This is a genomic window from Telluria mixta, from assembly GCF_029223865.1.
Lineage (GTDB): Bacteria > Pseudomonadota > Gammaproteobacteria > Burkholderiales > Burkholderiaceae_D > Telluria > Telluria mixta.
Genome location: NZ_CP119520.1, coordinates 7,033,254 through 7,057,640 on the forward strand (window position 1 = coordinate 7,033,254; position 24,387 = coordinate 7,057,640).

The window sequence follows — 24,387 nt, forward strand, 5'->3', positions numbered from 1 at the left end:
CGACTCCAGTGGGCTGTGGGCGGATTATTTGAGCGCGCCGAACGGATCGCTCGATGCGGTGGAACGGGCGGCGGATGCGGCGCCGAGGGCCTTCTTGACCGTCTCCTTCACGCGCGGCGCGGCGGGACGGTTGTTCGGCACCAGCACGTCTTCGTTGAGGCTCGTGCGCAGCAGCTTGGCCAGGTCCTGCGCCTCCGTGCGCACGTTGCCCGTCAAATTGTTTTTCTGGCTCAGGTCGGACAACGCCTTGCTCGTCACGCGCAGGCCGCTGACGGCGACGATGCTGTTGGCCAGCGTATCGTCCGGGTCGCGCTCGAGCGCTTCCAGCGCATCGACGATCGCTTCGCCGTAATTCGTGCTGTCGAAGTGCATCTGGGCCATGCGCACCCACGGCGTCTTGTCGGTCGGGAAGGCAGTGCCGGCGTTCTTCAGGATCGCGTAGGCCTTGTCGTTCTGGCCCGCGAGCACGGCGGCATCCACTTCGGCCATCGCACTCGCCATGGTCGGCGCCGCCTTGGGGGCATGGCTTGCCGCCGGCGCGGTACTGGCGCAGGCCGACAACAACATGACACATGTGATGGGCACCGCCGCAAGCGGCATCAGGCGTTCGAAGGTCATCTGGCTCTCCCGGGTTGAAATCAGACGCCATTATTGGTGAACGATTTCTGGGAAGAATTGCGTGCCATCAACGCAGCTTTGCCGCCCCATTGCGCCTTGTCGAAGAGGCTGTTGCGCCGGTGTTGCGCCTGCTCAGGGTGCATGGCGGGCGATCCCGTTAAATCTCTCTGTTCTCTTTACCTGATGCAAGGAGCACCCATGAAACGAACGTGGATCGCGTTGTGCGTGGCCTGCCTGCTCGGCGGTTGTGCCGGCGGCACCATCGGGCTGCGCAAGCCGGCGCCGGTACCTGAATCCCAGCAGCCGCCGCGCAACGTCGTGGTGCACCTGCATGCTGCGCCGCGGCTGAACGTCGACGCGCGCGGCCAGTCGCTGGCGCTGCTGGTCAAGATCTACAAGCTGCGCCAGCGCGGCACGTTCGACCAGGCACCCTATGCCGCTTTCCTGTCGCCCCAGACGGAGCGCGACGCCCTCGGCGCCGACCTCGTCGAGGTCAGGGAAGTCACGCTGGTGCCCGGCCAGCGCCTCGACGTCAGCGACCGGCTCGCGCGCGACACGCCCTGGCTCGGCATCGTCGCCCTGTTCCATGCGCCGGCGGGCAATGCCTGGCGCACCGCCATCCCGGCCGCGGATGCCGAAGGCGCCGGCGTGACCATCGGCCTGCATGCGTGCGCGCTGTCGGCCGGCGGCGCCAAGCCTTTGTCTCTTGTCCACTGTCAATAAGCGCCTCAACGTTTCCAGCAAGCTAGAGATTTGCGAAGGGAGGCACATGAACATTCCGGCTAAGGTTTTATGGGGCGAAGGGCTGTTCCTGCGTCCCCAGCACTTCCAGCAACAGGACCGCTACCACGAAGCGCGCCTGAACGAGACGGCCAGCGCCCTGCATCCCTATTGCTGGGGCGTGCGCCGGCTGGCCATCGATACCGATGCGCTCAAGGCCGACATGCTGCGCGTGACCGACCTGGCGCTGATCTTCCCGGACGGCGACCTCGTGCGCGCGCCGGACCAGGATCCGCTGCCGGCGCAGGTGCGCCTGGACGAGCTGCCGCCCGACGTCCAGACGATCACCTTCCACGCCGCCCTGCCCGTGCTGAAACCGCACGGCGACAATTGCGCCGAGCGGGGTGCGACGCGGCCCGACGCCCGCTTCGGCCAGCGCGAGCACGACACCCAGGACCTGTTCAGCCAAGCCGCCCCGGCCCCGGTGGCCTACCTGACCCGCACGGTGCGCCTCGTGTCCGAACTCGACGCGCTCGACGCCTACGACAGCTTTCCGCTCGTGCGCCTGCAGCGCGTGCCGACGGGCGGCTTCGAGATCGACCCGGCGTTCACGCCGCCCAGCCTGTCGATCGCGGGCGCCCAGGGCCTGCACGCGCGCCTCGTGCGCCTGATGGAAAAACTGCTGGCCAAGGTGAATGCGCTGTACGGCCATTACCGCGAACCGGGCCGGCATGTCGTCGAGCTGCGCGGGGGCGACGTCGCGTCGTTCTGGCTGCTGCACACGGTCAGCACGGGCTATGCGGCGCTGACCCATTACCTGTCCCACCGGGAACTGCATCCGGAACGCCTGTTCCAGGAACTCCTGTCGCTGGCGGGCGGCCTGATGACGTTTTCGCGCACGGCCCGGCTGGAAGACCTGCCGGCCTATGCGCACCAGGATCCCGGACCTGCGTTCGCCCGCCTGGACGGCATCCTGCGCGAGCTGCTCGACACCGTGATCTCGTCGCGCTATTTCGCGATCGCGCTGTCGAACGACCGCCCTTCGTATCATCTGGGCGCACTCGACTCCGGCAAGATCAATGTCCAGACGACCCTGTACCTGGGCGTGGCCGCCGACCTGCCGGCGCTGCAACTCGTCGACATCGTCCCGCTGCGCTTCAAGATCGGCGCCCCGGAAGACGTCGACAAGCTGGTGCTGACCGCCATGCCCGGCGTGAAGCTGACCCACGCGGCCCAGGTACCCAGCGCGCTGCCCGTGCGCCCGGACATGGTGTATTTCGTGCTCGACAACCGGGGCGTGCTGTACGACAGCATGCTCAAGGCGCAGGCCATCTCGATCTATGTCCCGAACGGTATCCGTGACCTCAAACTCGAACTGATTGCGATCGCAGCATGAACCATCCCGTCGAACGGCGCGCCGCGCCCTCCCAACGCGGCGCCGCCGGCACCGCCCCCGCCTCCCTTGTCGATCTGATGTACGAGGGTTTCTATGCCCTGTTCCTCCTCAAGAGCGGTTGCGGTCCGCAGGACCAGGCCGCCTTCGCCGACCGCATGACCGGCTTCCTCGGCGAAGTCGACCGCAGCGCCAAGTCGCTCGGCATTCCCGCCGACGACGTGACGGCCGCCAAATATGCATTCTGCGCGGCCGTCGACGAGATCATCCTCGGTTCCGACTACGCCATCCGCGAAGCGTGGGAGACCCGCCCGCTGCAGTTGCGCCTGTTCGGCGACCAACTGGCCGGCGAACATTTTTTCCAGCGCCTGGAAGACTTGCGGGCGAAAGGCAGCGCGCACCTGCAGGCGCTCGAGGTCTACCACCTGTGCCTGCTGCTCGGCTTCCAGGGCCGCTTCGCGCTGGACGGCCGGGACAAGCTGAACTACCTGACAGCGCGCCTGGGCGACGAAATCGCCCGCATGCGCGGCAAGAGCCGCACCTTCGCCCCGCATGCGGAGCGGCCCGACCAGGTCGCCCACAAGCTTGGGAGCGATACGTCGCTGTGGGTCCTGTGCGGCGTATTCGCGCTGGCCGGCCTGGGCGCCTATCTCGGTTACCGCGGCGCGCTGGGGCGCGAGACGGATCGCGCGCTCGCCAGTTACAACGACCTCGTCAAGCTGCCGCCGCGGTCGGCCAATGTGACGATCACGCTGCCGTGATGCGCGAAGGCCTGCATGACGAGCGCGACCGCCGCATCGACGCCATGCTCGTTTTGCATCGCGCCGGCGACGTCCGCGGCCCGCGCCGCCATCCCAGGTGACGCCAGCACGTGACGGAGCCGTCGTGCCAGCGCGGGCGCCGTTACATCGCGACGCCTGGCCGGCCTGCCTGCGATCCCCAGGCGGCGTAATTCCCTGCCCCAATGCTCCTGCTCGCTGATGTTGGCCACGACGACCGACGGCTTCCCCGCCCGCATGACCGACTGCGTCGTCCCCGCCCCGCCGTGATGCACGACCGCGCGGCAATGTGGGAAGATGGCATGGTGCGGCGCCGCCGCGACGTACAGGATGGCGTCATCCGATTGGAATCCGCACGTTGCGGCCGCGGGCGCCTGGATGATGGCACGGCATCCAGCCAGACGCGCCGCGTCAGTCAGCAGATGCAGGGCCTTCGCCTGTCCCGCAGGGTCGCGTGGCATCCAGCTGCCGAACGTCATGTAGACGGGCGCGTCGCCGGCGGCGAGGAAACGGGCGAAGCCCGGCGGGACCTGCCCTTCCATGGCCAGGTTCGGCGTATCGAGGAATCCGCACACGCGGACGGACGCCGGCCAATCCGGCTGCGCGCGGCAGATCGTGGGACTCACGGCGGCCAGCGTGAGATGTGGCGAGATCCAGCCCTGCGTGACGACGTCCCGCAGCGGCGGCAAGCCGAGCTGGCTGCGCAACCGGTCGGGATAGTGCTTCAACGTGCGATTGAGCAGCGTCCGCGTCAGCCACCACAGCATGCGATGGATGCGCTTGCCGGCGCCGGGCATGGTCAGCGGGTGATCGAAGTCGCTGGGGATCGCCGCGTGCGACAACAGGACGCTGACATACGGCCTTCCCGCCGCCTCCGCCGCGGTCTGCAACGGGTGCATGAAGTAATGGCCGATCAGCACGTCGGACTCGGCGCACAAGCGGCGCGCGGCGTCGAACATGGCATCTTCGACCGGGTCCAGGCACAGCCGCAGGACGGTCGCCATCTGCGTCATGGGATTGCGGATGGCGTAGGCCGTCCGGCCGACGGTTTCCTGCTGTTCCGGTGTGAGCACGGGCGACGCGACGACGCTGATCTTCACGCCGCTCGCCGACACCATGCCTTCGTAGGCATCACTGTCGACGCAGGTGATCACGAGGTGAACGTCGTTGCCCGCCGCCTGCAGGCCCTCCGCGAGCGCCAGGAAGGGCCGGATATCGCCGTGGCTGCCCCACGTTTGTATACCAATTTTCATACGCGCCATTGCAAGGATGTCAACCTTGCAAATATACAACAAAAAGGCGTGGGGATTATTGGACGACCTTGAATTCGATGCGACGGTTGCGGGCCCTTCCTTCGGGCGTACGGTTGTCCGCCACGGGACGATCCGGGCCTTCGCCGGACACGGCGACCATGTCGGGCTTGACGCCGCGCCCGACGACGTACGCTTTCACGGCTTCCGCACGTGCCTGGCTGAGCGACAGATTGCCGGCGCGCGAGCCGGCATTGTCCGTATGGCCGATGACTTCCACCCGCTTGTCCTTCAGGCGCAGCAGCGCCACGCTCATCTGGTCGAGAATGGCCTTGCCGGAATCCGTCAGCGTGGCCTGGCCGGATTCGAATTCGATGATGCGGTTGGCCAGCGCCGCATCCAGCATCCCCTGCTCCGAGGCCGCCACGCGCAGGCCGTTGTTGACCGTGTAGCCGGGATCGAGCGCCAGCGCGATGTCGCTCGCGATCTGCGTGCGCTGGACTTCGCTGGCAACGTCGCCGCGCAGGCTGACGCTGGTGCCGTCGACCTGCAACTGGCCGCGGCTGATCAGCTTCAGGTTCGGGCCGATCAGCTTGCCGACATGGTCGTTCCAGTTCGCCGGCATCGAGACCCGGCCGACCGCAAGCTGGTCCACGATCCGGTCCGCGCCGTACACCGTGCGCAGGCGGGCCAGCAGCGCGGCCTTGCTGGCGTCGTCGGCGACCGTGCCGGACACGACGATGGGTGCAGCAGGCGCGGGCGCGGGCGCGGGCGTGGGCTGGGGTTGCACCTGCGCCAGCGAGGCGATGGGGGTGCACGCGAGGGCGGCATAAAGAATAAATGTCTTCGGCATCACGGCGCGGCTCCGATAAAGGTTTTCAGGAACAGTTCGTGCGCGAGCCGCAGGGGCAGCGCCGGCTGTTCGAGGTAGCTGGCCAGCGCACGCACGTCGACGTCCAGGCCGAGCTGCTCGTCGATCCAGGCATTGTCCGCGAGGTGCACCTGCTGGTCGGCGGCCACGATCGGATCGATCAGGGCATGGAGCGTACCGGCGGCCTCCCCGCCGAAACCGACGACGAGTGCCGGATGCTCGCGGACGCGAGTGAGGAACAGCACGAGGTCGAAGCCGCTGCGCCGGATGAATGGCAGCACCAGTTCCAGCCAGAAGGCGGCCGCCGCATAGCGGTGGGCACCCGTGCGCGGCAGCGGCAGCACGAGGCTCTTGTGCAGGCTGGCGGGACGGCTGTGCATCACGGGCTGCAGCAGCAGGCCGAGCCCGAGGATCATCCGGTTGACCGCCAGTTCAAGTTGCGCCGTCAGTTCGCCGACGGTGGACAACGCCAGATAGCTGTCCAGCGCGGCATCGTGTTCGCCCAGCGTGACGGGAGCGTCCGCGATCGCCTGCAGGTAGGCACTCGGATCGCTGCTGCCCAGCACCTGGGGTGCCATGCCCTCGAGGTAATCCCACAACGGCGCGAAAGCGAGCGGGCAGCGCGCGACGAAGCCGGCGGGATCGGGCACGTCGACGGTGCGCATCATCAGGAACGGGAAGCGGCGCCCCGAGCGGTCGTGGCTCGCGACGAGGTGGCCGGCGACGGCATGGCGCCGGTCCGGCCCCACGAAGGCGAAGCTGGCCGGGGCCATCGCATCATAGTTCAGCTTCCAGCGTGCATCGGACGGCAGCCGCGTCATGACCTGCGCAATCCAGTCGTCCAGCATGCCGATGACGGGCTGGTCGTCGGCCAGCTTGACGAAGTCGCTGTGCGCCGGGATCTTGCCGAAATAGCCGATGCGGCTCATTGCGCGCGCGCGCGGGGCGGCACGGTTCAGGGCGCGGTTCACTGCGCCGCTCCCGCCAGCGCGGGACCCGCGCCACTGGTGCCCACCGCGCCCGCGCGGCCGACGACGGCGTCCGGCAGGCGCAGGCCGCGGAAGCCCTGGCTGGCCTGGGCGTTGCCCCCGGACGTGTCCGTGCTGCTGACGCGCTTCAGGTTCACGGCCACCGAGACGTTGCCCGCATTCCAGCGCAATTCGTGCGTGCCCGCGTCCAGCCGTTTCTTCGTTGCCGCCTCGATCATCTTCTGCAGACCGAACTCGCCCGGCTCGTTGAACAGCTCGACCGTGCGGCCATCGAACGTGACGGCGCTGATCTTCGCGCCGCTGCTGCCCTGCGGACCGGGATGCACCATATTGACCCAGGCCGGTGGCGTGTTCCGGTAGCGCAGCTGCTGGCCGTCGATCTCGATCGTGTATTCGGTGACGCCGGGCGCGGTCAGCGGCAGCAGCTGGAACACGGTCTGCGGGCCGCCGCCGGCCGCCACGCCGTTGGCCGACAACGGTGCCACCCAGCCGGGGAAGCCGCTGACCACCTGCGGCGCCAGCGTGATGCCGATGTCGGCCCAGGTACGGCTGCTGAGCACGTCGCCGCGGCGCACGACGAGCGGCCCCATCGTCGTACCCACGAATTTGGCGACGACGCCGTCCGGTCCGAACACCTGGCCGATCTCGGCCGGCGTGGCCTGGATCTGGGCGGAGGGTGCGAACGGGTACTTGGCGGCCAGCGTCTTCTGGAACGGTTCGACGACCTGTGCCTGCCACGTCCGGTTGATCTCCGATTCCGACGGCAGCACGATCATCGCGAACGTCTGCACGAGCGGACGCACGAGCAGCGGACGCAACATCTGCTTCTGCGTGTCCGTCATCCCCGTCAGCATCTGCTCGTCGACGTATTTCAGCGCATCGGCCAGCTCGGAACCACTACCCTCCAGCGTCTGCTGCATCAGCTGCCTGGCGCCGGGGCCGGGATCGCCCTGGTTCTTCAACTGGTTCAGGCGGCTGCGCAGCTTCGACAACGCATCGAGGTAGCCCGTCATCAGCGACGCATCTTTTTCCTTGACCCCGACCAGCCGCGCGACCCCTGCGAACTCGCGGCCGACCGGACCGGCTGCCTGCACGCCACCGACCGGCAGCGGCCCCATCGCATCGGCCACCTGGCGCGCCTCGCTCGGCGCCTGACGCAACACCACTTCACGGAACCAGCCGGCGAGACCGCGCTTGAGCTTGACGGTGTCGACCCGGGCCTGCGTGGGATCGTCCCAGGCCGTCTGTTCGTGGACGGTCTTGAGCACTTTCGCGAGCGGCGAGGTCAGCGGATCGCCGAGGCGGTTCATCGCCTGCACGCTGGCGTCGAAGCCGTTGAGGTCGGCGATCGTCACGCCCTGCACGAACTTGCTCCATTCGCGCGCGTAATCGGCCTTGTACATCTCGATGAGCGCCTTCTGGATCTGCTCCGGGCTGCCCTCCAGCGTGAGGTCGTCCTTGGCGACGCTTTTCAACACCCAGTCGCTGCTCTGCAATTCGCGGGTCGATGCCTCGCGGATGGCGCCCTGGACGAATTTTTCCCACGCATCGCGGGTGTACGCGCCGCTGACGGCGTAACTGCCGACGACCAGCGCCTGGTCCTGCTCGCCGACGATGCGCGCCACCGTCACGCCGGCGTAACGCGTCGACGCGCGCGTGCGGATGTCGGCATACACGCGCTCGCGCGCGGGGGTGCCGCGCACGACGCGGCGCAGATTCTCGCGGGCGGTGTCCAGCAGGCTGAGCTTGGGCGTGATCTGGGGCCACGCCTGGTCGTCGATATGGGCCAGCACGAACGTCAGCTGGCGCTCGGCGCTGCGGATCATCTGCTCGCGCGGCATGGCGCCCCGGTTCGCTTCGAGCCAGCCGCGCCAGAAGCGCGTCAGCTGGTCGTTCAGGTGGCCGGGCTCGGCATGGCTCCTGTCCGCCAACATCAGGTATGTCTTGAGCGCGTTGTAGGCGTCGCCGACGTTCGTGGCCGAGACGTCCTGGTACGGCTGCCCGGGTTTGGCGGCCGGCGTCGCGCGCACGTTCGGGTCGAGCTGCGACGCGTTCGCATTCATCTCCGTCAGCAGGTTTTCCAGCGCGCCCGCCACCGGCTGCACCATGACTTCGCGCACGCCGGCGAAATACTCGTCGCGCAGCTTGCGCTCCAGCGCTTCGCCCTGGTACAGGCCGAACGCCAGCGCCCACGGACGGTCCTGGCGATATTTATCGAGCTGCTCGATACGGTCCTGCAGGATATCGAGCCCCTCCAGCCGCGCCTGCAGATCGGTCCGGCCGGCCTGCAGCTTCATGACCTTGTCCAGGTCGGCCTTGACGTTCGCGACCAACTGCCGGTTCCCCATGTACGACCAGCTCCAGCCGCCCAGTGCACAGCCGAGCAGCAGGGTCGCGGCGAAGAACGCGCCGATCTTCATGCGTGTGGCGGCCGGGCTCGTATAGCGCTTGACCAGGTCGCGGTCGGCGAAGATCACCTTGCGGAACAGCTGCAACAGGAAAAAGCCGGACTGCTCCGTGCCGGGCGCCGCGTCCTCGCCGGCCTTCTCGCCGAACGGACGCAGCTGCAGGTCGAACCTCCCCGCGACGCGCCGTGCCGACTGGTTCTCCACGCTGCCCTCCTGCAGGGCACTTGTGAAATAGAAGCCGCGAAACACGGGCTTGAATTGCCACGTGTTTTCCTCGAACAGGGTAGCCAGGAAGGCGCGCAGCTGGGGCTTGAGCGCGGCGAATTCGAGCGGGAACGTGAATACGCCGGGACGCAGGGCAGTGCTGCGGTTGCCCGCCATGCTGGCCAGGCTCATCTCCTTGAGGCCGTCGTGCAGTTCATCGAAATGCTGGTCGAAGAACGCCAGCACGTCCTGCGGCGTGCTGCGCCGGTTGTAGCGCAGGGTCGCGCCCCAGACGCGTTCGCGTTCCGTCCGTTCGCAGTCCTGGAAAAAATCGGCGAAGCCGGCGATCAGGTCGGCCTTCGTGAACATCACGTACACGGGCGCGTGGACGCCCAGCCGTTCGGTCAGCTCCTGTACCCGCGTGCGCAGGCTCTTGGCCAGCTCGATCGAGGCCTCGGGACTACCGCCGGCCAGCTCGGCGACGCTGACCGCGACCAGGATCCCGTTGATCGGGGCGCGGGAGCGGTGCTTGCGCAGCAGGTCGAGGAAGCTGAACCATTCGGCACGGTCCGCTTCGAATACGGAATAGCGCCCCGCCGTGTCGAGCAGGATGCCGTCCGTCGTGAAGAACCAGTCGCAGGTGCGCGTGCCCCCGACGCCCTGCACGGCCTTGCTGCCGGGGATCGGGAACGTCAGCCCGGAATGCTTGATCGCGCTGCTCTTCCCGGCCGCCGGGTTCCCGATGATCATGTACCACGGCAGCTCGTACAACGCCGCCGCGCCGCGCGTCAGGCCCAGCTTGGAGGTCTTGATCGTATTGATCGCCTCCAGCATGCCCTTGCGCAGCACGGCCGCGTCGTTGCGCGCCGCCTGGGCCTTGCCGTCGGTCTCCGCGCCGGTCAGCATCGCTCCGGCCAGCCGGCTGGCCGCGCGCTTGCGCAGCCAGGCACGGACAAACCAGGCGATGCCCCCCGCGCACATGAGGAGCAGGCACAGCAGCGCGGCCCAGATGAGTGCAGCATCGGGGGATTCCGCGCCCAGCAGCACGAGTGCCGCAAGCACGCCGATGCCGATCACGGCCAAAACACGTCTGTCGGTGAGGAACTGCCAGAGTCGGGCCATCATGTTCGTTCGGAAGGTTGGTGAATACCACCGGCAATACTGGCACTATTTCCTTCTTGAAAACTTGAGGTGAGACAACGCTCCGGGAACGGTCCCGCCTCAACGCCGCATCACCCCGCGCATGCGCAACTCCGTATGACCGAAGTCCATCATCGTCCAGCGTCCGCCCCAGGTCAGGCCCAGCGATTCGGCAACCTCGCCGTACAGCTGGTAGCCACGCATGGCCCAAGGGTCTTTTTCCGAGATCACGAGCTTGCCGTCGCGCCAGAACGCGCAGTCGGCCGCCAACCCATACTGGTGCCAGCTCTGGAATGCGCGGGCGTTGGTCACCTGCGAGCCCATGCCGGCCAGCATGTCCTGGCGGGCCGGGCTGCGGTAGCCTTCCAGCAGGGCCATCTCGTAACCGTATTTCTCCTTCATGATCTTGAACACCAACAGCAGGCGCTGGCTGAACTCCGGCCGCAACAGTCCCCAGTTGCGGCTCGCGTCCACCAGCATCGGACGTACCAGTTCCACTTCGCGCGTGCCGAACGCGAGCGGCGGCAACGCGGCCGGCGGCACCAGCTGCTCGCCCTTGAGCAGCACGGCCACCTGGGCGTCGACGACCGTGTCGGCGGGCTCGTAGTCGGGCAGCATGTCCGGCCGGCGCATCAGCAACGCGAGCAGCGTCGGGACCAGCACGAGCGGCACCCCGACGGCAAACCAGGCCCAGTGCCGGCGCAGCAGCCGGCGGCTGTCGTACAACACGCCGCGCGCGCCCGACCACGATGCCTGCAGCGTCGCATTCCCGCTGCGCTGCCAACCGCCGACGCGCCATTGCAGGCGGCGTTGCAGCATGCCGAGCATCTGCAGCACCATCGCCCGCCCGCCGGGGAACAGGGCGAGCCAGATGACGCTGCAGGCCAGACAAAAGTACAAGAATGCGAGGAAGATCAGCATCGACTTCTCCGGTTTGTTTCTAATTGGAATTAGTTTTCCAATCTTAGGAGTAACGCGGTGCGCCCTACAGATGAAAATCAACCCGGCTCCAGACGTCCCAACCTGATGTCGTCGTCGCGCCGGACCACCGGCGAGATCAATATCCTTGCCGTGCTCGACGGCCAGGCGCCCGGGCGGCGGCTCCGCACCCTGCCCGCCGTCGTCTGGTATGGCGCCGCCGGCGTGCTGGCGTGCTCCCTGCTCGTCGCTCTCGCCTGGCTCGTCCGCGGCACGGCGCCGGCGCGCAGCACGGATACGGCCGGCACGGCGCAGGCGTCCGCGCCGACTTTGCAGTCGACACAGCCCTCCCAATCCTCGCGGCCGGCGCCGGACATGGTCGCATCCCCTGACGCCGCCGGTCCGGCGCGCGGCGCGGTCATCATCGATCTGCCGCAACCCGCCCCGGCGACGGCATCCGCCATGCCTGTGCGCGCCCCGGCCGGCACGGAGACGAATCGGGCCACGCCGCGCCATACGGCCACGCACCCCGCCACGCCGTCGATTCCATCCACGCGGCCGCAACCGGCGCTGCGGACGAATTCGGTCCAGGCGCTCGCTCATACGGACCCGGCACCGCCGCGCCAGAAGCGGAGCGCCGGCCCCTCGAGGACCACGTCATCGGCCGCCACGGTCGATACGGACGTCGCCCTCATCTCGGCCATCCTCCAGCACACCGGCCCCCGTAACGAGGCGGCCGATGGCGCGGGCACGGCGGCGTGCAGCGACAAACCGTGCGGTCCGCGCATTCCACCCCGACAATAGGGCGGCAATCCCGGAAAACCACGCCGCAGGCCATCACGACACCGAAACTGCTGGGCCATCGTCGCCGGCACCGTTATACTGTACAAAAGTACAGTTGGTGCGGTATGACGATGATCAGAGTCCTGGAAAACGAGTTTTATTATCTGGATAACTTCCAGCGCGTGCTGGACTGGATCGCCGAGCGCTACGCCGACCTGCTCATCGACGAGGAACATGCGTTCATCGCCGCCTTCCCGCAATTGCCGCAACCGGCCCGCGCCCTGTTCGTGCGGATGGTCATGCGCAAGGGCACCCTGTTCCGCGCCAGCAAGCTCAACTACGCAGAGATCGGCTGCCCGCGCGCAGCGACAGAGGCGCTGCTGCCCAGCGGCTGGATCGAGTCCGATCCCGTCCTGACGCTCGACGAGTTGTTCGACCTGCTGTCGAAGCCGGAACTGGCCGAGGCGTTCGGCCTGACGGGCGCGCAGAAGAGCGCGCGCAAGGCCGACCAGCTCGAAGCGCTGCGCGCGGATCCTGCGCACGAAGCTCAGCGTCCGTTCTCGCATTGGCACGGCAACTGCGACGACCTCGCATTGCGCCTGCTCGTACAACCGCTGTGCGACCGCCTGCGCCTCATCTTCTTCGGCAACCTCTCGCAGGACTGGACCGAGTTCGTCCTGTCCGACCTGGGCCTGTTCCGCTACGAGCGCGTCGAATTCTCGCCGGCGTCGCGCGGCTTCCGGGCCCGCCAGGACATCGACCACTATCTCGACCTTCACGCGTGCAAGGAGCGCTATTACGCGGGCGAGGCGGCACTGGACGTGCTGGCCGACCTGCCCCGCCATGCGTTCGGCAACGACTGGCTCGACAGCCGGCGCGAACGCCTCCTGTTCCAGCTTGGCCAACTGCTCGAAAAAGAGCGGGACTGGGACAATGCGTATGCCGTGTATGTGGATTGCCGCTATCCGGGCGCGCGCGGACGGGCGATCCGCGTACTGGAAAAGCACGAGAAGTTCGACGCAGCCTATGCCCTGTTCGAGACGGCGCAGCAAGCCCCGGAAAGCGAGGCGGAACGCCAGCACCTGCTGCGCCTCGGCCCGCGCCTGGCACGCAAGCTGGGCCACCCGAAGGGCCCGCCGCGCCGGGCGACGCCGGTCGCGCGGCTCGACCTGAACCTGCCGCTGCCGGGTGGAGAATGGCGCGTCGAAGGCGTCGTGCTGGCGCATCTGGCGCGCGACGACGCACCGGTCTTCTACGTCGAAAACACGCTGGCCAACACGCTGTTCGGGCTGTTGTGCTGGCGCGCCATCTTCGCGGCCATTCCAGGCGCCTTCTTCCACCCGTTCCACCGCGGCCCGGCCGACCTGTTCGCGGCCGACTTCTACCGGCGCCGCAAGGACGATTTCAACGCCTGCCTCGCACTGCTGGACGACGGCCGCCACCGTGCCGCCATGCTCGCGACGTACGAAGAGAAGGCGGGCCTGCAATCGCCGTTCGTCGCCTGGGACTGGCTCGACCGCGACATCATCGAACTGGCGCTGGACTGCATCCCGGCCGCGCACCTGAAACTGTGGTTCCGCCGCATCCTGCAGGACGTGAAGGAAAACCGCACGGGCTTCCCCGACCTGATCCAGTTCTGGCCCGGCGAGCAGCGTTACAACATGATCGAGGTGAAGGGTCCGGGCGACCGCCTGCAGGACAACCAGCTGCGCTGGATCGATTACTGCGCCGAGCACGGCATGCCGATCACGGTGTGCTATCTGCAATGGGAACAAGCGGCGGCATGAGTGACGCGGAAAACAGCGCGCGCTACGTCGTATCCGTGCGTGCCCTGTGCGAGTTCACGGCCAAGCAGGGCGACCTCGACCTGCGCTTCACGCCGTCGCCCACGGCGCAGGAAGGTATCGCGGGTCATGCCGTCGTGGCATCCCGCCGCGACGACAACTACCGCAGCGAAGTGACGCTCGCGGGCGATTGGGGCCCGCTGCACGTGCGTGGACGGGCCGATGGCTACGACCCCGACCGCAACCTGATCGAAGAGGTCAAGACGTACCGCGGCCAGTTCGCGCGCATTCCGGACAACCACCTGCGTCTGGCCTGGGCCCAGTTGCGTGTCTACGGGCACCTGATGTGCGAGGAACTCGGCATGGACGACGTCAACCTGGCGCTCGTCTACTTCGACATCGGCACCCAGCAGGAGACCGTGCTGCGCGAAACCCGCACCCGCGCCGATCTCGCCGCGCTGTTCGAAGACCAGTGCCGCCGCTTCGTCGCCTGGGCCGAGCGGGAACTCGCGCACCGCGGCGCGCGAGACGCCGCGTTGACGGCGCTGCGCTTTCCGCATGCCAATTTCCGTCCCGGCCAGCGCCAGCTCGCGGAAGCCATCTTCCGCGCGAATTCGGGCAAGCGCTGCCTGCTCGCCCAGGCCCCGACCGGCATCGGCAAGACCGTCGGCACCCTGTTCCCGGTGCTGAAGGCGGCCCCGGGACAGGGTCTCGACAAGGTGTTCTTCCTGGCCGCCAAGACGCCGGGACGCCAGCTCGCGCTGGACGCGGCGGCAACACTCAAATCCGGCGGCACGCTGCCATTGCGCGTGCTCGAACTGAGCGCGCGCGACAAGGCCTGCGAGCACCCGGACAAAGCCTGCCATGGCGATTCCTGCCCGCTCGCCCAGGGCTTCTACGACCGCCTGCCGGCCGCGCGCGAAGCGGCGGCGAATGCGGACATGCTCGACCGCGCCACGTTGCGCGAAATCGGCCTCGCGCACGACGTCTGTCCGTACTACCTGGGCAGCGAGATGGTACGCTGGAGCGACGTCGTCGTGGGCGACTACAACTACTGGTTCGACGGCGGCGCGATGCTGTACGCGCTGGCGCTGGAGCGCGGCTGGAAGGTCAGCGTGCTGGCTGACGAGGCGCACAACCTGGTGTCCCGGGCACGGTCGATGTACACGGCGACGCTGCAACGCGCGGACCTGCGCGCGGCACGGGCCATCGCCCCGCCTGCGCTGCACAAGGCACTCGACAAAGTGAAACGCGCGTGGACGGACGTGAGCAAGTCCGCGCCCCTGCCCTACCAGGTGCTGGACGGCCTGCCCGACAAATTCCTGAACGCGCTGCAGGGCGCGGCCAGCGCCATCACGGAGCACATGGCTGCGTTTCCGGTCCCGTTGGATCCCGAGCTGCAGGATTTTTATTTCGGCGCGCTGCAGTTCGGTCGCCTCGCGGAATCGTTCGGCGAGCACTCGCTGTTCGACGTCACGCGCGAGGACGAACGCAACACGACGCTCTGCATCCGCAACGTCGTCCCCGCCCCGTTCCTCGGTCCGCGCTTCGCATACGCCCATTCGACGACGCTGTTTTCCGCAACCCTGAGTCCCTGGCATTATTTCGCCGACCTGCTCGGCATGCCGGCGGACACAGCGTGGATCGACGTCGATTCGCCGTTCACCGCGAGCCAGCTGGACGTGCACGTCGCGCACGGCATCTCCACCCGCTACCAGGCGCGCGGCAGCTCGCTCGCGCCGATCGCGACCCTGATGGCGGACCAGTACCACGAGAAGCCCGGCAACTACCTCGCGTTCTTTTCCAGCTTCGACTATCTGCAGCAGGTGGCGGACCGCTTCGAGCGCGACCATCCGGGCATTCCTGTCTGGAGACAGGCGCGCCGCATGAGCGAGCCGGAACGGGCGGATTTCCTCGCGCGCTTCGTCGCGGGCGGCCGCGGCATCGGCTTCGCAGTGCTCGGGGGCTCCTTCGGCGAAGGCGTCGACCTGCCGGGCGAGCGTCTCATCGGCGCGTTCGTCGCGACCCTCGGCCTGCCGCAGCTGAACCCCGTCAACGAACAGCTGCGCCAGCGCATGCAGGCGATGTTCGGCGCCGGCTACGACTACACCTATCTCTATCCCGGCATGCAGAAGGTCGTGCAGGCGGCCGGCCGCGTGATCCGCACGGAGCAGGACCGCGGCGTCGTGTGGCTGATCGACGACCGTTTCGCGCGGCCCGAAGTGCAGGCCCTGCTGCCTGCGTGGTGGCACGTCGAGAAAGCGGCTTAGCGCATCAGGTCGCGCACCTTCTGGTAGCCGCTGCGGCTGATCGGAATGCGCGCACCGGACTTCAGCACGGCGCAGTGGCCATCCTTCCCGGTCGGCTCGATGCGCGCGATGGTGCCCAGGTTGACGATGTACGACCGGTGCACGCGCAGGAAGGCCTGCGGATCCAGCTGGCTTTCCAGTTCGGCCATGCGCTGGTTCTTCAGCCACTGCCGGCCTTCCGAGCAGATGGCCACGTAGTCGTCCTGGGCCTCGATGTAGTCGACGCGCGCGACGGGGATCACCTGCACGCGTGCGCCGTCGCGGATCAGGATGCGTTCGAGCGGCTGGTGGCGCGCCTGCGCCTCGCTCACGAGCGCGCGCATCGCCGCCTCCCCCTGGGTCGCGGCCGCGGGCGCGGCGAGGCGTTCGCGCGCGTGCGCCAGCGCCTGCGCGAGACGCTCGCGCGTGAACGGTTTCAAGAGATAGTCCAGCGCATGGACGTCGAAGGCGCGCAGCGCGAACTGGTCGTAAGCCGTGACGAACACGTAGTGCGTCTTCGCGCCGGCCAGTTCGACGACTTCGAAGCCGTCCAGCTTGGGCATCTGGATGTCAAGGAACACGAGATCGGGCGCCAGCTCCGCGATCGCCTTCACGGCCTCGAAGCCGTTGGCGCATTCGCCGACGATCTCCACGTCGGCATGGGCCCCGAGATGTTCGCGCAGCACGGCGCGCGCCAGGGGTTCGTCGTCCACGATGATCACGCGCATGCGTCAGGTCCTTTCGGGTTCAGGTTGGGGTTCGTCGGCCGTCACCGCCGGCAGCGCCAGCTCCACGATGAAGCGGCCGTCGCGCCGGGCCCAGTGCGCGCTCGCCTCATGCCCATGGTCCGCCGCCAGGCGCTGGCGCACGTTGACGAGGCCCAGGCCCGTGCCGCGTGCGCTGCCTGCGCCGTCGACGCTGTCGGGATCGACGTCGTTCTCCACGCGGATGCGCAGGATCGATCCGGCGCGCGTCGCCTCGATGCGTACGAGGCCCGTCTCGATCATCTGGCCGATGCCGTGCTTGATCGCGTTTTCCACGAGCGGCTGCAGCAGCATCGGCGCCAGCAGGCACGCACCGGCGGCGGGATCAATGGCGGCCTCGAAGCGCAGCCGGTCGCCGTAGCGCACCTGCTCGATGGCGATGAAATGCCGTACGAGTTGCAGTTCCTGGTCGAGCGTCACCTTGCGGTCGGCCCGCAGGCCCAGCGTGTGGCGGAAGAACTCGGCCAGCTGCACGGTCATGGCGCGCGCAGCCGCCGGATCGAGCGACGTCAGCGCGCTGATCGAGTTCAGGCTGTTGAACAGGAAGTGCGGATCGACCTGGGCGCGCAGCATCCGCAGTTCGGCGTCCTGGGCCATCAGCTTCATCTCCAGGCGCTGCGTCTCGAGCTGGCGCACGCGTTCGGTCTCGATCAACAGGTAGTTCACGGCCGCCGCCAGGCCGTACAGGATCAGGCCCAGGCCGAACATCGATGCCAGCACGGGGCCGCTCGCGACGGGCACGTAAGCGTCCGGCGCGAGCGCGGCCAGGAGACTGTTCCAGACCGCGCCCATGCCGCACCACAGCCCGGAGACACAGGCCGCCGTCATGCCGACGCCGGCGGCGATGGCGAGCGGACGGCGCCGTCCCAGCGGGTACGCGCGGCACACGTAGTAAGCGGAAAAGCCCGCCGCGTACGCGTACCAGAGCGCCAGCGGTACGGCGAACAGCACGCTCGCGCCCCAGCCCGCGCCGCTGACGGCCAGCATGGCCGCCAGCAGCAGGCCCAGCATCAGCCAGGCCAGCAGATAGAGCGCCGTCGCGCGCCAGCTCGCGAAGATGCCGTGCACTGGCCGCGCCCTTAGTTACGCACTTCCACGCCGCCCATGATGGCGTAGCCGGAGATGACGAGGCGCTTGCTGGCGTCGGGCGGCCGGGACGTCTTCTCTGCGAAGCCGCCCATTACGGGCGTGCCGTTCAGGACGACGGTCCAGTCGGGCGGCACCTTGATGTTGATGCCGCCCCAGACCGTGAAGACGTTGATCACGGCTTCCTTGACGATGGACGCATCGCGCAGGTCGAGTGCGCAGCCGCCCATCACGGCCGTGATCTCGCCGCCGCGGAAGTCCTGCGCGCTGACGCGGCGCTCGAAGCCGCCCAGTACGGCGACGATGTCGACGACGTTGTCGGGGCTCGTGCCCGCGGCGACGTCTTCGCGCGCCACCCGCCCCGGGCCCAGCGACCGGTACAGCACGAGTCCGCCGAGTGCGATCATCACGAGCGGCCACAGCGTGCCCCAGCTGATGTAAAAATACCCCATGCGGCCGACGATCATCAGCACACCCACCGCGATCAGCACGCCGCCCATGTAGTTGCCGCTGCGCGCACCGTTGCCGAACAGCGCGGCACAGCCGGCCACGATGAAGGCAAGCGGCCAGAAACCGATCGCGTGGCGGAAGTTCAGGATGTCGAGGTTATCGAGCAGGAACAGGACGCCCATGCCCACGACGAGCAGGCCCAGCACGACCTGGCTCGACGCGCGGTTCGTATTATTTTCCATGGCCGTCGCCTCCCTTCTGGCCGAAGCGGCGCTCGGCGATCGGCCGGATCGCCATCGTGATGCCGCTGATGATGATGAACAGGGGCCAGCTGTTGCCGAACGTGAGGCCCCACAGGCCTTCCAGCACGGCGAACAGCCACAGGCCGATGAACACGGTCCACAGGCCATTGGAGAATTCGCGGGCGCTCGGGTAGCCGATGGTCTGGTTGATGCCCACGACGACCAGCAGCAGCGGCGCATAATGCCACAGCGAGCGGATGTCGAACACATCCATCTGGTCCAGCAGGAAGGCCACGCCCAGCCCCACCAGGACCAGGCCCCACAACACCTGGCGCCGCAGGTGGTAGGAAGCTTCGCTATTCATGTTTCCTCCGTTGTGATCGAATGTCGACACGATAACGGAGACCGCCGTCCGAGTGGAAGCGCTTTTCGGCCAATGGCGGCGCGGTGCCGGTGAATGGCGACGTGAACGGCGAATAGCAAAGGGCCCGCCATGTCGCCATGGCGGGCCCTCGGAAAGCGGATGGATCAGGCGGCGGCTTGTGGACGCTGCCCCTTCTGCTGGTTGCGGTACTTGGCGCGGGCAGCGGCAATCTTGAGGGCTTCGCGCGCGACGTTCATCTTGTGGATTTCCTCGCGCTCTTTCTTGCCCCGGTGCTGGGCGACGTGTTTGCTGCCGATCTTGGCGGTCATGATGCTTCTCCTGTTCGGTGACGGTGAAACTGGTTCAGGAACGGGAGGCGCCGATCCGGTCGTCCGACGGCATCAGCATGCCCCACCCCAGCTGGCGCCGGATTTCTTCCGGCGTCGGCGGCGGTTTCGTGTCTTTCGAACGCCGCTCGAGGTACTCGCGCACGAGATGCTTGGGGGGGTGATTCGTCGTCGTCGTGGTCATGGCAACCTCCGCTCCGTTGAAGCCGGCGCGCCTGGCGCCGGCTTCGAAATTGGTGCCGATCCTCGAGGCGACCGGCTGACCTGTCGAGGTGGTTGGCCGCCTGCGGAAGATCGCTGGTGCCTCACTCGACGCCTCTATCGTAACGAGTCCGCCGGGGTCGCAACCGTTAGTTGCCGCACACTGTACGTCCCCATGAGTTCCAGTCCTACAGACCACCTTCAAACAGGCCTACGTGACGTCGAAAAATGCAATAAAAAAGGGGGCCGCAGCCCCCTTAAGCTTGCCGACGATGACGTCAGAATCGATATTTCAGATTCACGTAGAACTGGCGGCCGCTGACGTCCAGCTTCTGCTGTTCTTCCTCGCTGTAACGGTAGTACGCGCGCTTCACGTTGGTCAGGTTCGTCGCGTCGAACGTGAGCAGCAGGTTCGACGCGAGGTTGACACTGGCGTTGAAGGCGAGCGTCGTCACCGGCGCGGCCATCGTGGGCGCAGTCGGCATCAGGACGCCGTTGACGCTGTACAGCCCCTGGCTGTTGGCCGTCGGCGCCGGCGCCGTGGAGCTGTTCACGTACTCGCTGCGGTAGTTCGCGACGAGGCGCAGCGACACCTTGTCGTTCTCGAAATAGCCGCCCAGGTTCGCCGCCCATTCCGACGCGCCGACCATCGGCCGGCCGTCGTCGACCTTCGTGTGGGCGCGGCTGATGTTGCTGGTGAAGCCGAAGCCCGTCGTGCCGAACGGCTGCTCGTACGACAGCTCGAGGCCCGCGATATGGGCGCCCTGCTGCTCCGACGTCTGGACCGTGTACGTCTTCATCGCCTGCGCCGCCGAATCCCACAGGTCGATCGTCGCGCCGCCGGTGGTGCCGGTCTTCGCATAGCCCTGGATGCGCGAGTAGAATAGGTCCACGCCGACCATCGACCGGCGCGCGAAGTACCAGGCCCACGACGCATCCAGGTTGTCCGACGTGAGCGGCTTGATGCCGGGGTTCGGTCCCGTCACGCGGCAGCCCTGCGCATCGCAGGTCGGCGAGCCGAAGCCGGCGCCGAGCAGGTTGTAGTTCTGGCGGCCCACCGTGCGGCTCGCGCCGAAGCGCAGGATCTGGTCCTTCGTCAGCTCGTAGCGCACGTTCATGCTGGGCAGCCAGTTGTTGAAGCGGCGGTCCGTCTTGATGAAGTAGTAGGTGTTGCCCGTGTTGTTCTTGAAGGGTTCGTTGTCGTAGACCGGCTGCAGGTCGCCCGACGTCGTGATCGCATCCGGATAGGCCGCGCACGGAATCGCCGGCTGGCCGGGCGCGGCGCGCAGGCACACGCCGGCCGGGATCGGCGTCGGGATGTCGGCGTTGATGCGGGTCTGCACGAAGCGCAAGCCGACGTTGCCGGACCAGCGCTCGCCTTCCAGGTTGGCCATCACATAGGCCGCGCCCTGGCGTTCGCGCATGTGCAGCTCGGTCCCGACCCGGCGCTCGTACTGGTCGCTCGTCGCCTTCGTCGCGCCCTGGAAGTACGCCATCAGCACGGCCGGGTCGAACGTGTAGCCCGTGTTGTCCCAGCCGGCCGGGCCGTCGAGACCCGCGCCGAAGTCGGACGGCCACGGGATCGTGCCGGTCGGCGCACCGATCGTGATGTCGCGGTTGTGATAGGCCGGGTAGCGGCGCGCGCTGTCGCGGTGGTGGTCGGCGTAGCGCACGCCGCCTTCGACCGACTGGATCCAGCCCTTGTCGACGCGCCATTCGCCGTCGACCTGGCCGCTCGTCTCGCGGTCCGTCGTTTTCAGGCCCGAGATCGTGCGCACCACGAGCTGGTCCGGTTTGACGCCGGTGCCGTAGTACTTCACATATGGCGCGTTGTCGACGCCGCCCAGCGCATACGACACGCCCGTGCCGAAGCTGGCGTACGTCAGGCCCTGGTCGTAGTCCGTCTTGCCGACGCCGCGCGTCGTCGACAGCAGCGTCTTCAGGGTCAGGTCGGGGTTCACGCGCCACTTGCCGTCCAGGTCGAGGAAGGAGCTGGTGGCGCGCGCGCCCTGGCGATAAAAGCCTTCCGAGTTGCCGATGTACTGGGGCGGCGTCCCGTCGGCGAACATGATGTCGGCGCTTTTCAGCACGCGCAGCTGGTCGCCGTACATCGTCGTCTCGGTGACGATGACAGGATTGCGGATCGATGCGAACACCTGCTGGCCCTGGGCGCCCACCGTGTTCGGCGCGGTCGCGCCGGTGGCACCGTCGGCCAGCGACGCTTTACCGAGCAGCATGCTGTACATGGCGCCGGCCTTCAGGCGGCCATAGTTCGGCGCCTTCAGCGTGGACGTGAAGCCCGTCACGGTGACGTCGACGTCCTGGTTCGGCTTGAACTCCAGCGAGAACATGCCGCCCTTGCGGTCGCGCACGCCCTCGACGAATTCCGTGCTCATCGAACCCGGCAGGCGCACGCCGTTCAGGTCCGCGGCCTTGTAGCCGCTGCCGGCCAGCGACGCATCCGTGATGCCCTTCATGGTGGTCGTGTTGATGACGTCCCACCCGCTGCTCGTGCCGTACGCGAGGCGCGACGCGGAGTCGCGGCGGATGTAGCGCTTCTCCGCGAAGCCTTGCAGGATGAAGCCGAACGTGCCCGCCTCGTTCTTCCAGTTGACGGAGGCGTTCAGGTCCGGCGCCGTCTTGCCCGGCAGGGTCGCGTAGCTGGCGCCGACGCTGGCCACGCCCGACAGGCGCTCCTTCTGCGCCAGGGGTTTGCGCGTCGTGACGTTGATGGTGCCCGCGAGGCCGCCATCGACGATGTTCGCCTGCGACGTTTTATAGACGATGGCCTGGTTCAGCACCGACGACGGCATCAAGGACAGGCTCGTGGAGCGGCTGCTCGATGCCTGGTCGGCGATGTACCAGTCGCCGCTGCTCACCGCGTGGCCGTTGAACACGATCAGCGACATGTCGGGATTGGTGCCGCGCATCGCCACCTTCTCCGCTTCGTCGTAGTCGGTGCGAACCGCGACGCCGGGCAGGCGCTGCAGCGAATCGGCCAGGTTCTTGTCCGGCATCTTGCCCACGTCCTCGGCCGTGATCACTTCGACGTTGGCGGTAGCGTCGCGCTTGACGGCCAGCGACTTCGCCATCGATGCACGGATGCCCGTCACTTCGACCGTCTGCATCTGCGTGCTGCCTGCATCGTTCTGGGCCAGCGCGGGCGTGCCTGCCACGCCCAGCCATGCCAATGCGACAGCGGCCGCGAGCGGCTTCTGCTTCAACATTTCTCTCTCCTCTGTTGTCATCGTCGGGACCGGTGTTTCCCGGTCTCCGCTCAGTATTGACTGATGACACAGCGGTTGGATAATGATTACTGTTGCAGAATGTATAACTTAAAGGAATGCGTGGCCCGCAAATTTCTTTTTGACGGCACCCGCCGGCCGGGTTAGCGTAGCGTTTTATTCATCGAGATCCTCGCCATGCGTCCTGTCCGCGCGCTGCCCGCGCTCCTGTTTTCCACGCTCGTTGCCGGCTGCGCGACGCCGCCCGCCGCGCCGGTCGCCGCGCCGGTCGCCGCCGAGGCCAGCACGACCGCGCAAGCCGCCGCCACGGAGCCGCTCGATACGATCCTGGGCAAGCCGCTGTACCGCATGCATCCCGTCGAAGCAGGCCGCTACATCGCGTGGGCGCACGAGGCCGAACCCGACCTGCGCAAGCGCATCGCCGCCATCGGCCGCAAGAACCTCGGCCAGCCGTACCGCCTGAACCTGCTGGGCGAATTCCCGTACCAGGTGCATGACGACCTGCCGATGTTCAGCCTGGACCACAGCGACTGCGTCGTGTTCGCGGAGCACACGTATGCGATGGCCCTGTCGCAGTCATGGGAAGAATTCTTCTGGATGCTGCAGCGCATCCGCTACCGCGACGGCATCGTCGGCGTGGCCACGCGCAACCACTACACGGAGATGGACTGGAACGTGGCGAACCGCTGGCTCGTCACGGACATCAGCGCCGACCTGGCGGGCGCCGACGGCCCCGCGTACACGATGACGATCGACCGTGCCCGCTTCCTCAAGACGCGCCATCACACTGACGCCAGCATCCCCGTCGAGACGAGCCGCCAGGCGTACGTGCCGAAAGAGCGCGTGGCGGCCATCGCGAGCCAGCTGCGCGAAGGCGATCTCGTCAACGTGATCTCGACGCGCGACGGCCAGTACTGGGCCTCGCACGTGGGCCTCGTCGTGCTCGGGCCCGACGGCGAGCGCCACTTCCTCCACTCCTCCGAGCCGCAGGTGCGCGAGGAAACCTTCGAGTCCTATATCGCCCGCGCCGCCGCACGCGAGGAACGCAACCGCCAGGCAGGCAAGAACGGCCAGGTGCTCGCCGGCTTCAAGTTCCTGCGCCTGAACGACGACATCGTGGTGCCGCCGATGGCACCGCAGCCCCGACCGGGCCATCCGGCCGGCGCCTGAGACTCGCGCCCCGTCGATCCCATCGCACCCGATGGGATCGACGGGCGCCGCCTTCCTTTCATCGCCTCCGCTCCACTGCTGCGCCGCGTCGTATGCGCGGCGCCACATCGCTTTTCCAATCGTTCCCATTTCAATTAAAAATTAATCATGGAAATATATTCCTACGGTTAATTTCCAAATATTATCTTTTTGGGATTCCGAAAAGAATTCCCTATAGCCGGTTGAGCATGGTCAAACCTTTATTAATAGGCGCCGAGATAATAACGAAACTCGCTCAGCAAAATATCCAACAACAATTTATCCGCCAATAAATATAACAACAAAAACTCCTTCCCCCGGGATACCAGTGCCTGTTTCGCACGTTGGAAGTTTG

General features: G+C 67.2%; 21 protein-coding genes. 7 read left to right on the forward strand and 14 right to left on the reverse strand.

The window, feature by feature from the left end; translation table 11 throughout:
* Positions 1 to 24: 24 nt before the first annotated feature.
* Both P0M04_RS30900 and P0M04_RS30905 read right to left on the reverse strand, forming a co-directional pair.
* Positions 25 to 618, reverse strand: coding sequence for a tetratricopeptide repeat protein (locus P0M04_RS30900; RefSeq protein WP_259450366.1), 594 nt, complete (start codon positions 616 to 618; stop codon positions 25 to 27).
* 20 nt (positions 619 to 638) lie between these two features.
* Positions 639 to 761, reverse strand: coding sequence for a hypothetical protein (locus P0M04_RS30905; RefSeq protein WP_259450367.1), 123 nt, complete (start codon positions 759 to 761; stop codon positions 639 to 641).
* A gap of 55 nt (positions 762 to 816) precedes the next feature.
* Between P0M04_RS30905 and tssJ the strand changes: the two genes are divergently transcribed.
* Genes tssJ through icmH form a run of 3 tightly spaced genes read left to right on the forward strand, consistent with a single transcriptional unit; the run spans position 817 to position 3,492 of the window.
* Positions 817 to 1,341 (forward strand): type VI secretion system lipoprotein TssJ, encoded by a 525-nt coding sequence (gene tssJ, locus P0M04_RS30910; RefSeq protein ID WP_259450368.1) that lies wholly within the window; start codon positions 817 to 819, stop codon positions 1,339 to 1,341.
* Positions 1,342 to 1,387: 46 nt separating this feature from the next.
* A complete protein-coding gene (gene tssK, locus P0M04_RS30915; RefSeq protein ID WP_259450369.1) occupies positions 1,388 to 2,734 on the forward strand; it encodes a type VI secretion system baseplate subunit TssK in 1,347 nt (448 codons plus the stop codon).
* A complete protein-coding gene (gene icmH, locus P0M04_RS30920; RefSeq protein ID WP_259450370.1) occupies positions 2,731 to 3,492 on the forward strand; it encodes a type IVB secretion system protein IcmH/DotU in 762 nt (253 codons plus the stop codon). The genes tssK and icmH overlap by 4 nt, the downstream gene beginning before the upstream one ends.
* On the opposite strand, the gene P0M04_RS30925 is transcribed toward icmH, so the two are convergent.
* The 5 genes from P0M04_RS30925 to P0M04_RS30945 form a co-directional block, all read right to left on the reverse strand.
* Positions 3,432 to 4,772 (reverse strand): glycosyltransferase, encoded by a 1,341-nt coding sequence (locus tag P0M04_RS30925; RefSeq protein WP_259450371.1) that lies wholly within the window; start codon positions 4,770 to 4,772, stop codon positions 3,432 to 3,434. The genes icmH and P0M04_RS30925 overlap by 61 nt on opposite strands.
* A 46-nt stretch (positions 4,773 to 4,818) precedes the next feature.
* Positions 4,819 to 5,613, reverse strand: a complete 795-nt coding sequence (locus tag P0M04_RS30930) for an OmpA family protein (protein WP_259450372.1) — start codon at positions 5,611 to 5,613, stop codon at positions 4,819 to 4,821.
* Positions 5,613 to 6,602 carry a type VI secretion system-associated protein TagF gene (gene tagF / locus P0M04_RS30935; protein WP_259450373.1) on the reverse strand — a complete coding sequence of 330 codons (990 nt, stop codon included), beginning with the start codon at positions 6,600 to 6,602 and terminating at the stop codon, positions 5,613 to 5,615. Before tagF ends, P0M04_RS30930 begins: the two co-directional genes overlap by 1 nt.
* Complete coding sequence (gene tssM / locus P0M04_RS30940) at positions 6,599 to 10,354, reverse strand: type VI secretion system membrane subunit TssM (protein ID WP_259450458.1); 3,756 nt, start codon at positions 10,352 to 10,354, stop codon at positions 6,599 to 6,601. Before tssM ends, tagF begins: the two co-directional genes overlap by 4 nt.
* 99 nt (positions 10,355 to 10,453) lie before the next feature.
* Positions 10,454 to 11,293, reverse strand: coding sequence for a M15 family metallopeptidase (locus P0M04_RS30945; protein ID WP_259450374.1), 840 nt, complete (start codon positions 11,291 to 11,293; stop codon positions 10,454 to 10,456).
* A gap of 57 nt (positions 11,294 to 11,350) precedes the next feature.
* Here P0M04_RS30945 and P0M04_RS30950 point away from each other — a divergent pair, with 57 nt between their 5' ends.
* The 3 genes from P0M04_RS30950 to P0M04_RS30960 all read left to right on the forward strand — a co-directional run bounded on the left by P0M04_RS30950 (position 11,351) and on the right by P0M04_RS30960 (position 16,127).
* Positions 11,351 to 12,094, forward strand: coding sequence for a hypothetical protein (locus P0M04_RS30950; RefSeq protein ID WP_259450375.1), 744 nt, complete (start codon positions 11,351 to 11,353; stop codon positions 12,092 to 12,094).
* A gap of 110 nt (positions 12,095 to 12,204) precedes the next feature.
* Entirely contained in the window at positions 12,205 to 13,860 is a 1,656-nt protein-coding gene (locus tag P0M04_RS30955; protein WP_259450459.1) for a VRR-NUC domain-containing protein, read from the forward strand.
* A complete protein-coding gene (locus tag P0M04_RS30960) occupies positions 13,857 to 16,127 on the forward strand; it encodes an ATP-dependent DNA helicase (RefSeq protein WP_259450376.1) in 2,271 nt (756 codons plus the stop codon). Before P0M04_RS30955 ends, P0M04_RS30960 begins: the two co-directional genes overlap by 4 nt.
* Here the strand turns inward: P0M04_RS30960 and P0M04_RS30965 are convergent.
* The 7 genes from P0M04_RS30965 to P0M04_RS30995 form a co-directional block, all read right to left on the reverse strand.
* Positions 16,124 to 16,873, reverse strand: a complete 750-nt coding sequence (locus P0M04_RS30965; RefSeq protein ID WP_259450377.1) for a LytR/AlgR family response regulator transcription factor — start codon at positions 16,871 to 16,873, stop codon at positions 16,124 to 16,126. The two genes, P0M04_RS30960 and P0M04_RS30965, sit on opposite strands and share 4 nt — an antisense overlap.
* Positions 16,874 to 16,876: 3 nt before the next feature.
* The gene (locus tag P0M04_RS30970; protein WP_259450378.1) at positions 16,877 to 17,977 is read right to left on the reverse strand and encodes a sensor histidine kinase; all 1,101 of its coding nucleotides are present in this window, start codon (positions 17,975 to 17,977) and stop codon (positions 16,877 to 16,879) included.
* Positions 17,978 to 17,988: 11 nt separating this feature from the next.
* Positions 17,989 to 18,687, reverse strand: coding sequence for a LiaI-LiaF-like domain-containing protein (locus tag P0M04_RS30975; protein WP_259450379.1), 699 nt, complete (start codon positions 18,685 to 18,687; stop codon positions 17,989 to 17,991).
* Entirely contained in the window at positions 18,677 to 19,051 is a 375-nt protein-coding gene (locus P0M04_RS30980) for a LiaF transmembrane domain-containing protein (RefSeq protein ID WP_091666612.1), read from the reverse strand. Before P0M04_RS30980 ends, P0M04_RS30975 begins: the two co-directional genes overlap by 11 nt.
* 164 nt (positions 19,052 to 19,215) lie before the next feature.
* Positions 19,216 to 19,380 carry a hypothetical protein gene (locus P0M04_RS30985; protein WP_197071587.1) on the reverse strand — a complete coding sequence of 55 codons (165 nt, stop codon included), beginning with the start codon at positions 19,378 to 19,380 and terminating at the stop codon, positions 19,216 to 19,218.
* 34 nt (positions 19,381 to 19,414) lie between these two features.
* Entirely contained in the window at positions 19,415 to 19,582 is a 168-nt protein-coding gene (locus P0M04_RS30990; RefSeq protein WP_176936492.1) for a hypothetical protein, read from the reverse strand.
* Positions 19,583 to 19,877: 295 nt separating this feature from the next.
* Complete coding sequence (locus P0M04_RS30995; protein WP_259450380.1) at positions 19,878 to 22,826, reverse strand: TonB-dependent receptor; 2,949 nt, start codon at positions 22,824 to 22,826, stop codon at positions 19,878 to 19,880.
* Positions 22,827 to 23,021: 195 nt separating this feature from the next.
* On the opposite strand from P0M04_RS30995, the gene P0M04_RS31000 reads away from it, so the two are divergent.
* Positions 23,022 to 24,014 carry an N-acetylmuramoyl-L-alanine amidase-like domain-containing protein gene (locus P0M04_RS31000; RefSeq protein ID WP_259450381.1) on the forward strand — a complete coding sequence of 331 codons (993 nt, stop codon included), beginning with the start codon at positions 23,022 to 23,024 and terminating at the stop codon, positions 24,012 to 24,014.
* Positions 24,015 to 24,387 lie beyond the last annotated feature (373 nt).

Coding starts and splice junctions, on each gene's coding strand:
- P0M04_RS30900 (WP_259450366.1), bottom strand. CDS start 618: ATGACCTTCGAACGCCTGATGCCGCTTGCGGCGGTGCCCATCACATGT.
- P0M04_RS30905 (WP_259450367.1), bottom strand. CDS start 761: ATGCACCCTGAGCAGGCGCAACACCGGCGCAACAGCCTCTTCGACAAG.
- tssK (WP_259450369.1), top strand. CDS start 1,388: ATGAACATTCCGGCTAAGGTTTTATGGGGCGAAGGGCTGTTCCTGCGT.
- P0M04_RS30975 (WP_259450379.1), bottom strand. CDS start 18,687: ATGGAAAATAATACGAACCGCGCGTCGAGCCAGGTCGTGCTGGGCCTG.
- P0M04_RS30985 (WP_197071587.1), bottom strand. CDS start 19,380: ATGACCGCCAAGATCGGCAGCAAACACGTCGCCCAGCACCGGGGCAAG.
- P0M04_RS30925 (WP_259450371.1), bottom strand. CDS start 4,772: ATGGCGCGTATGAAAATTGGTATACAAACGTGGGGCAGCCACGGCGAT.
- P0M04_RS30930 (WP_259450372.1), bottom strand. CDS start 5,613: ATGCCGAAGACATTTATTCTTTATGCCGCCCTCGCGTGCACCCCCATC.
- tssJ (WP_259450368.1), top strand. CDS start 817: ATGAAACGAACGTGGATCGCGTTGTGCGTGGCCTGCCTGCTCGGCGGT.
- P0M04_RS30955 (WP_259450459.1), top strand. CDS start 12,205: ATGATCAGAGTCCTGGAAAACGAGTTTTATTATCTGGATAACTTCCAG.
- P0M04_RS30965 (WP_259450377.1), bottom strand. CDS start 16,873: ATGCGCGTGATCATCGTGGACGACGAACCCCTGGCGCGCGCCGTGCTG.
- P0M04_RS30980 (WP_091666612.1), bottom strand. CDS start 19,051: ATGAATAGCGAAGCTTCCTACCACCTGCGGCGCCAGGTGTTGTGGGGC.
- icmH (WP_259450370.1), top strand. CDS start 2,731: ATGAACCATCCCGTCGAACGGCGCGCCGCGCCCTCCCAACGCGGCGCC.
- P0M04_RS30945 (WP_259450374.1), bottom strand. CDS start 11,293: ATGCTGATCTTCCTCGCATTCTTGTACTTTTGTCTGGCCTGCAGCGTC.
- P0M04_RS30990 (WP_176936492.1), bottom strand. CDS start 19,582: ATGACCACGACGACGACGAATCACCCCCCCAAGCATCTCGTGCGCGAG.
- tssM (WP_259450458.1), bottom strand. CDS start 10,354: ATGGCCCGACTCTGGCAGTTCCTCACCGACAGACGTGTTTTGGCCGTG.
- P0M04_RS30995 (WP_259450380.1), bottom strand. CDS start 22,826: ATGTTGAAGCAGAAGCCGCTCGCGGCCGCTGTCGCATTGGCATGGCTG.
- P0M04_RS30960 (WP_259450376.1), top strand. CDS start 13,857: ATGAGTGACGCGGAAAACAGCGCGCGCTACGTCGTATCCGTGCGTGCC.
- P0M04_RS31000 (WP_259450381.1), top strand. CDS start 23,022: ATGCGTCCTGTCCGCGCGCTGCCCGCGCTCCTGTTTTCCACGCTCGTT.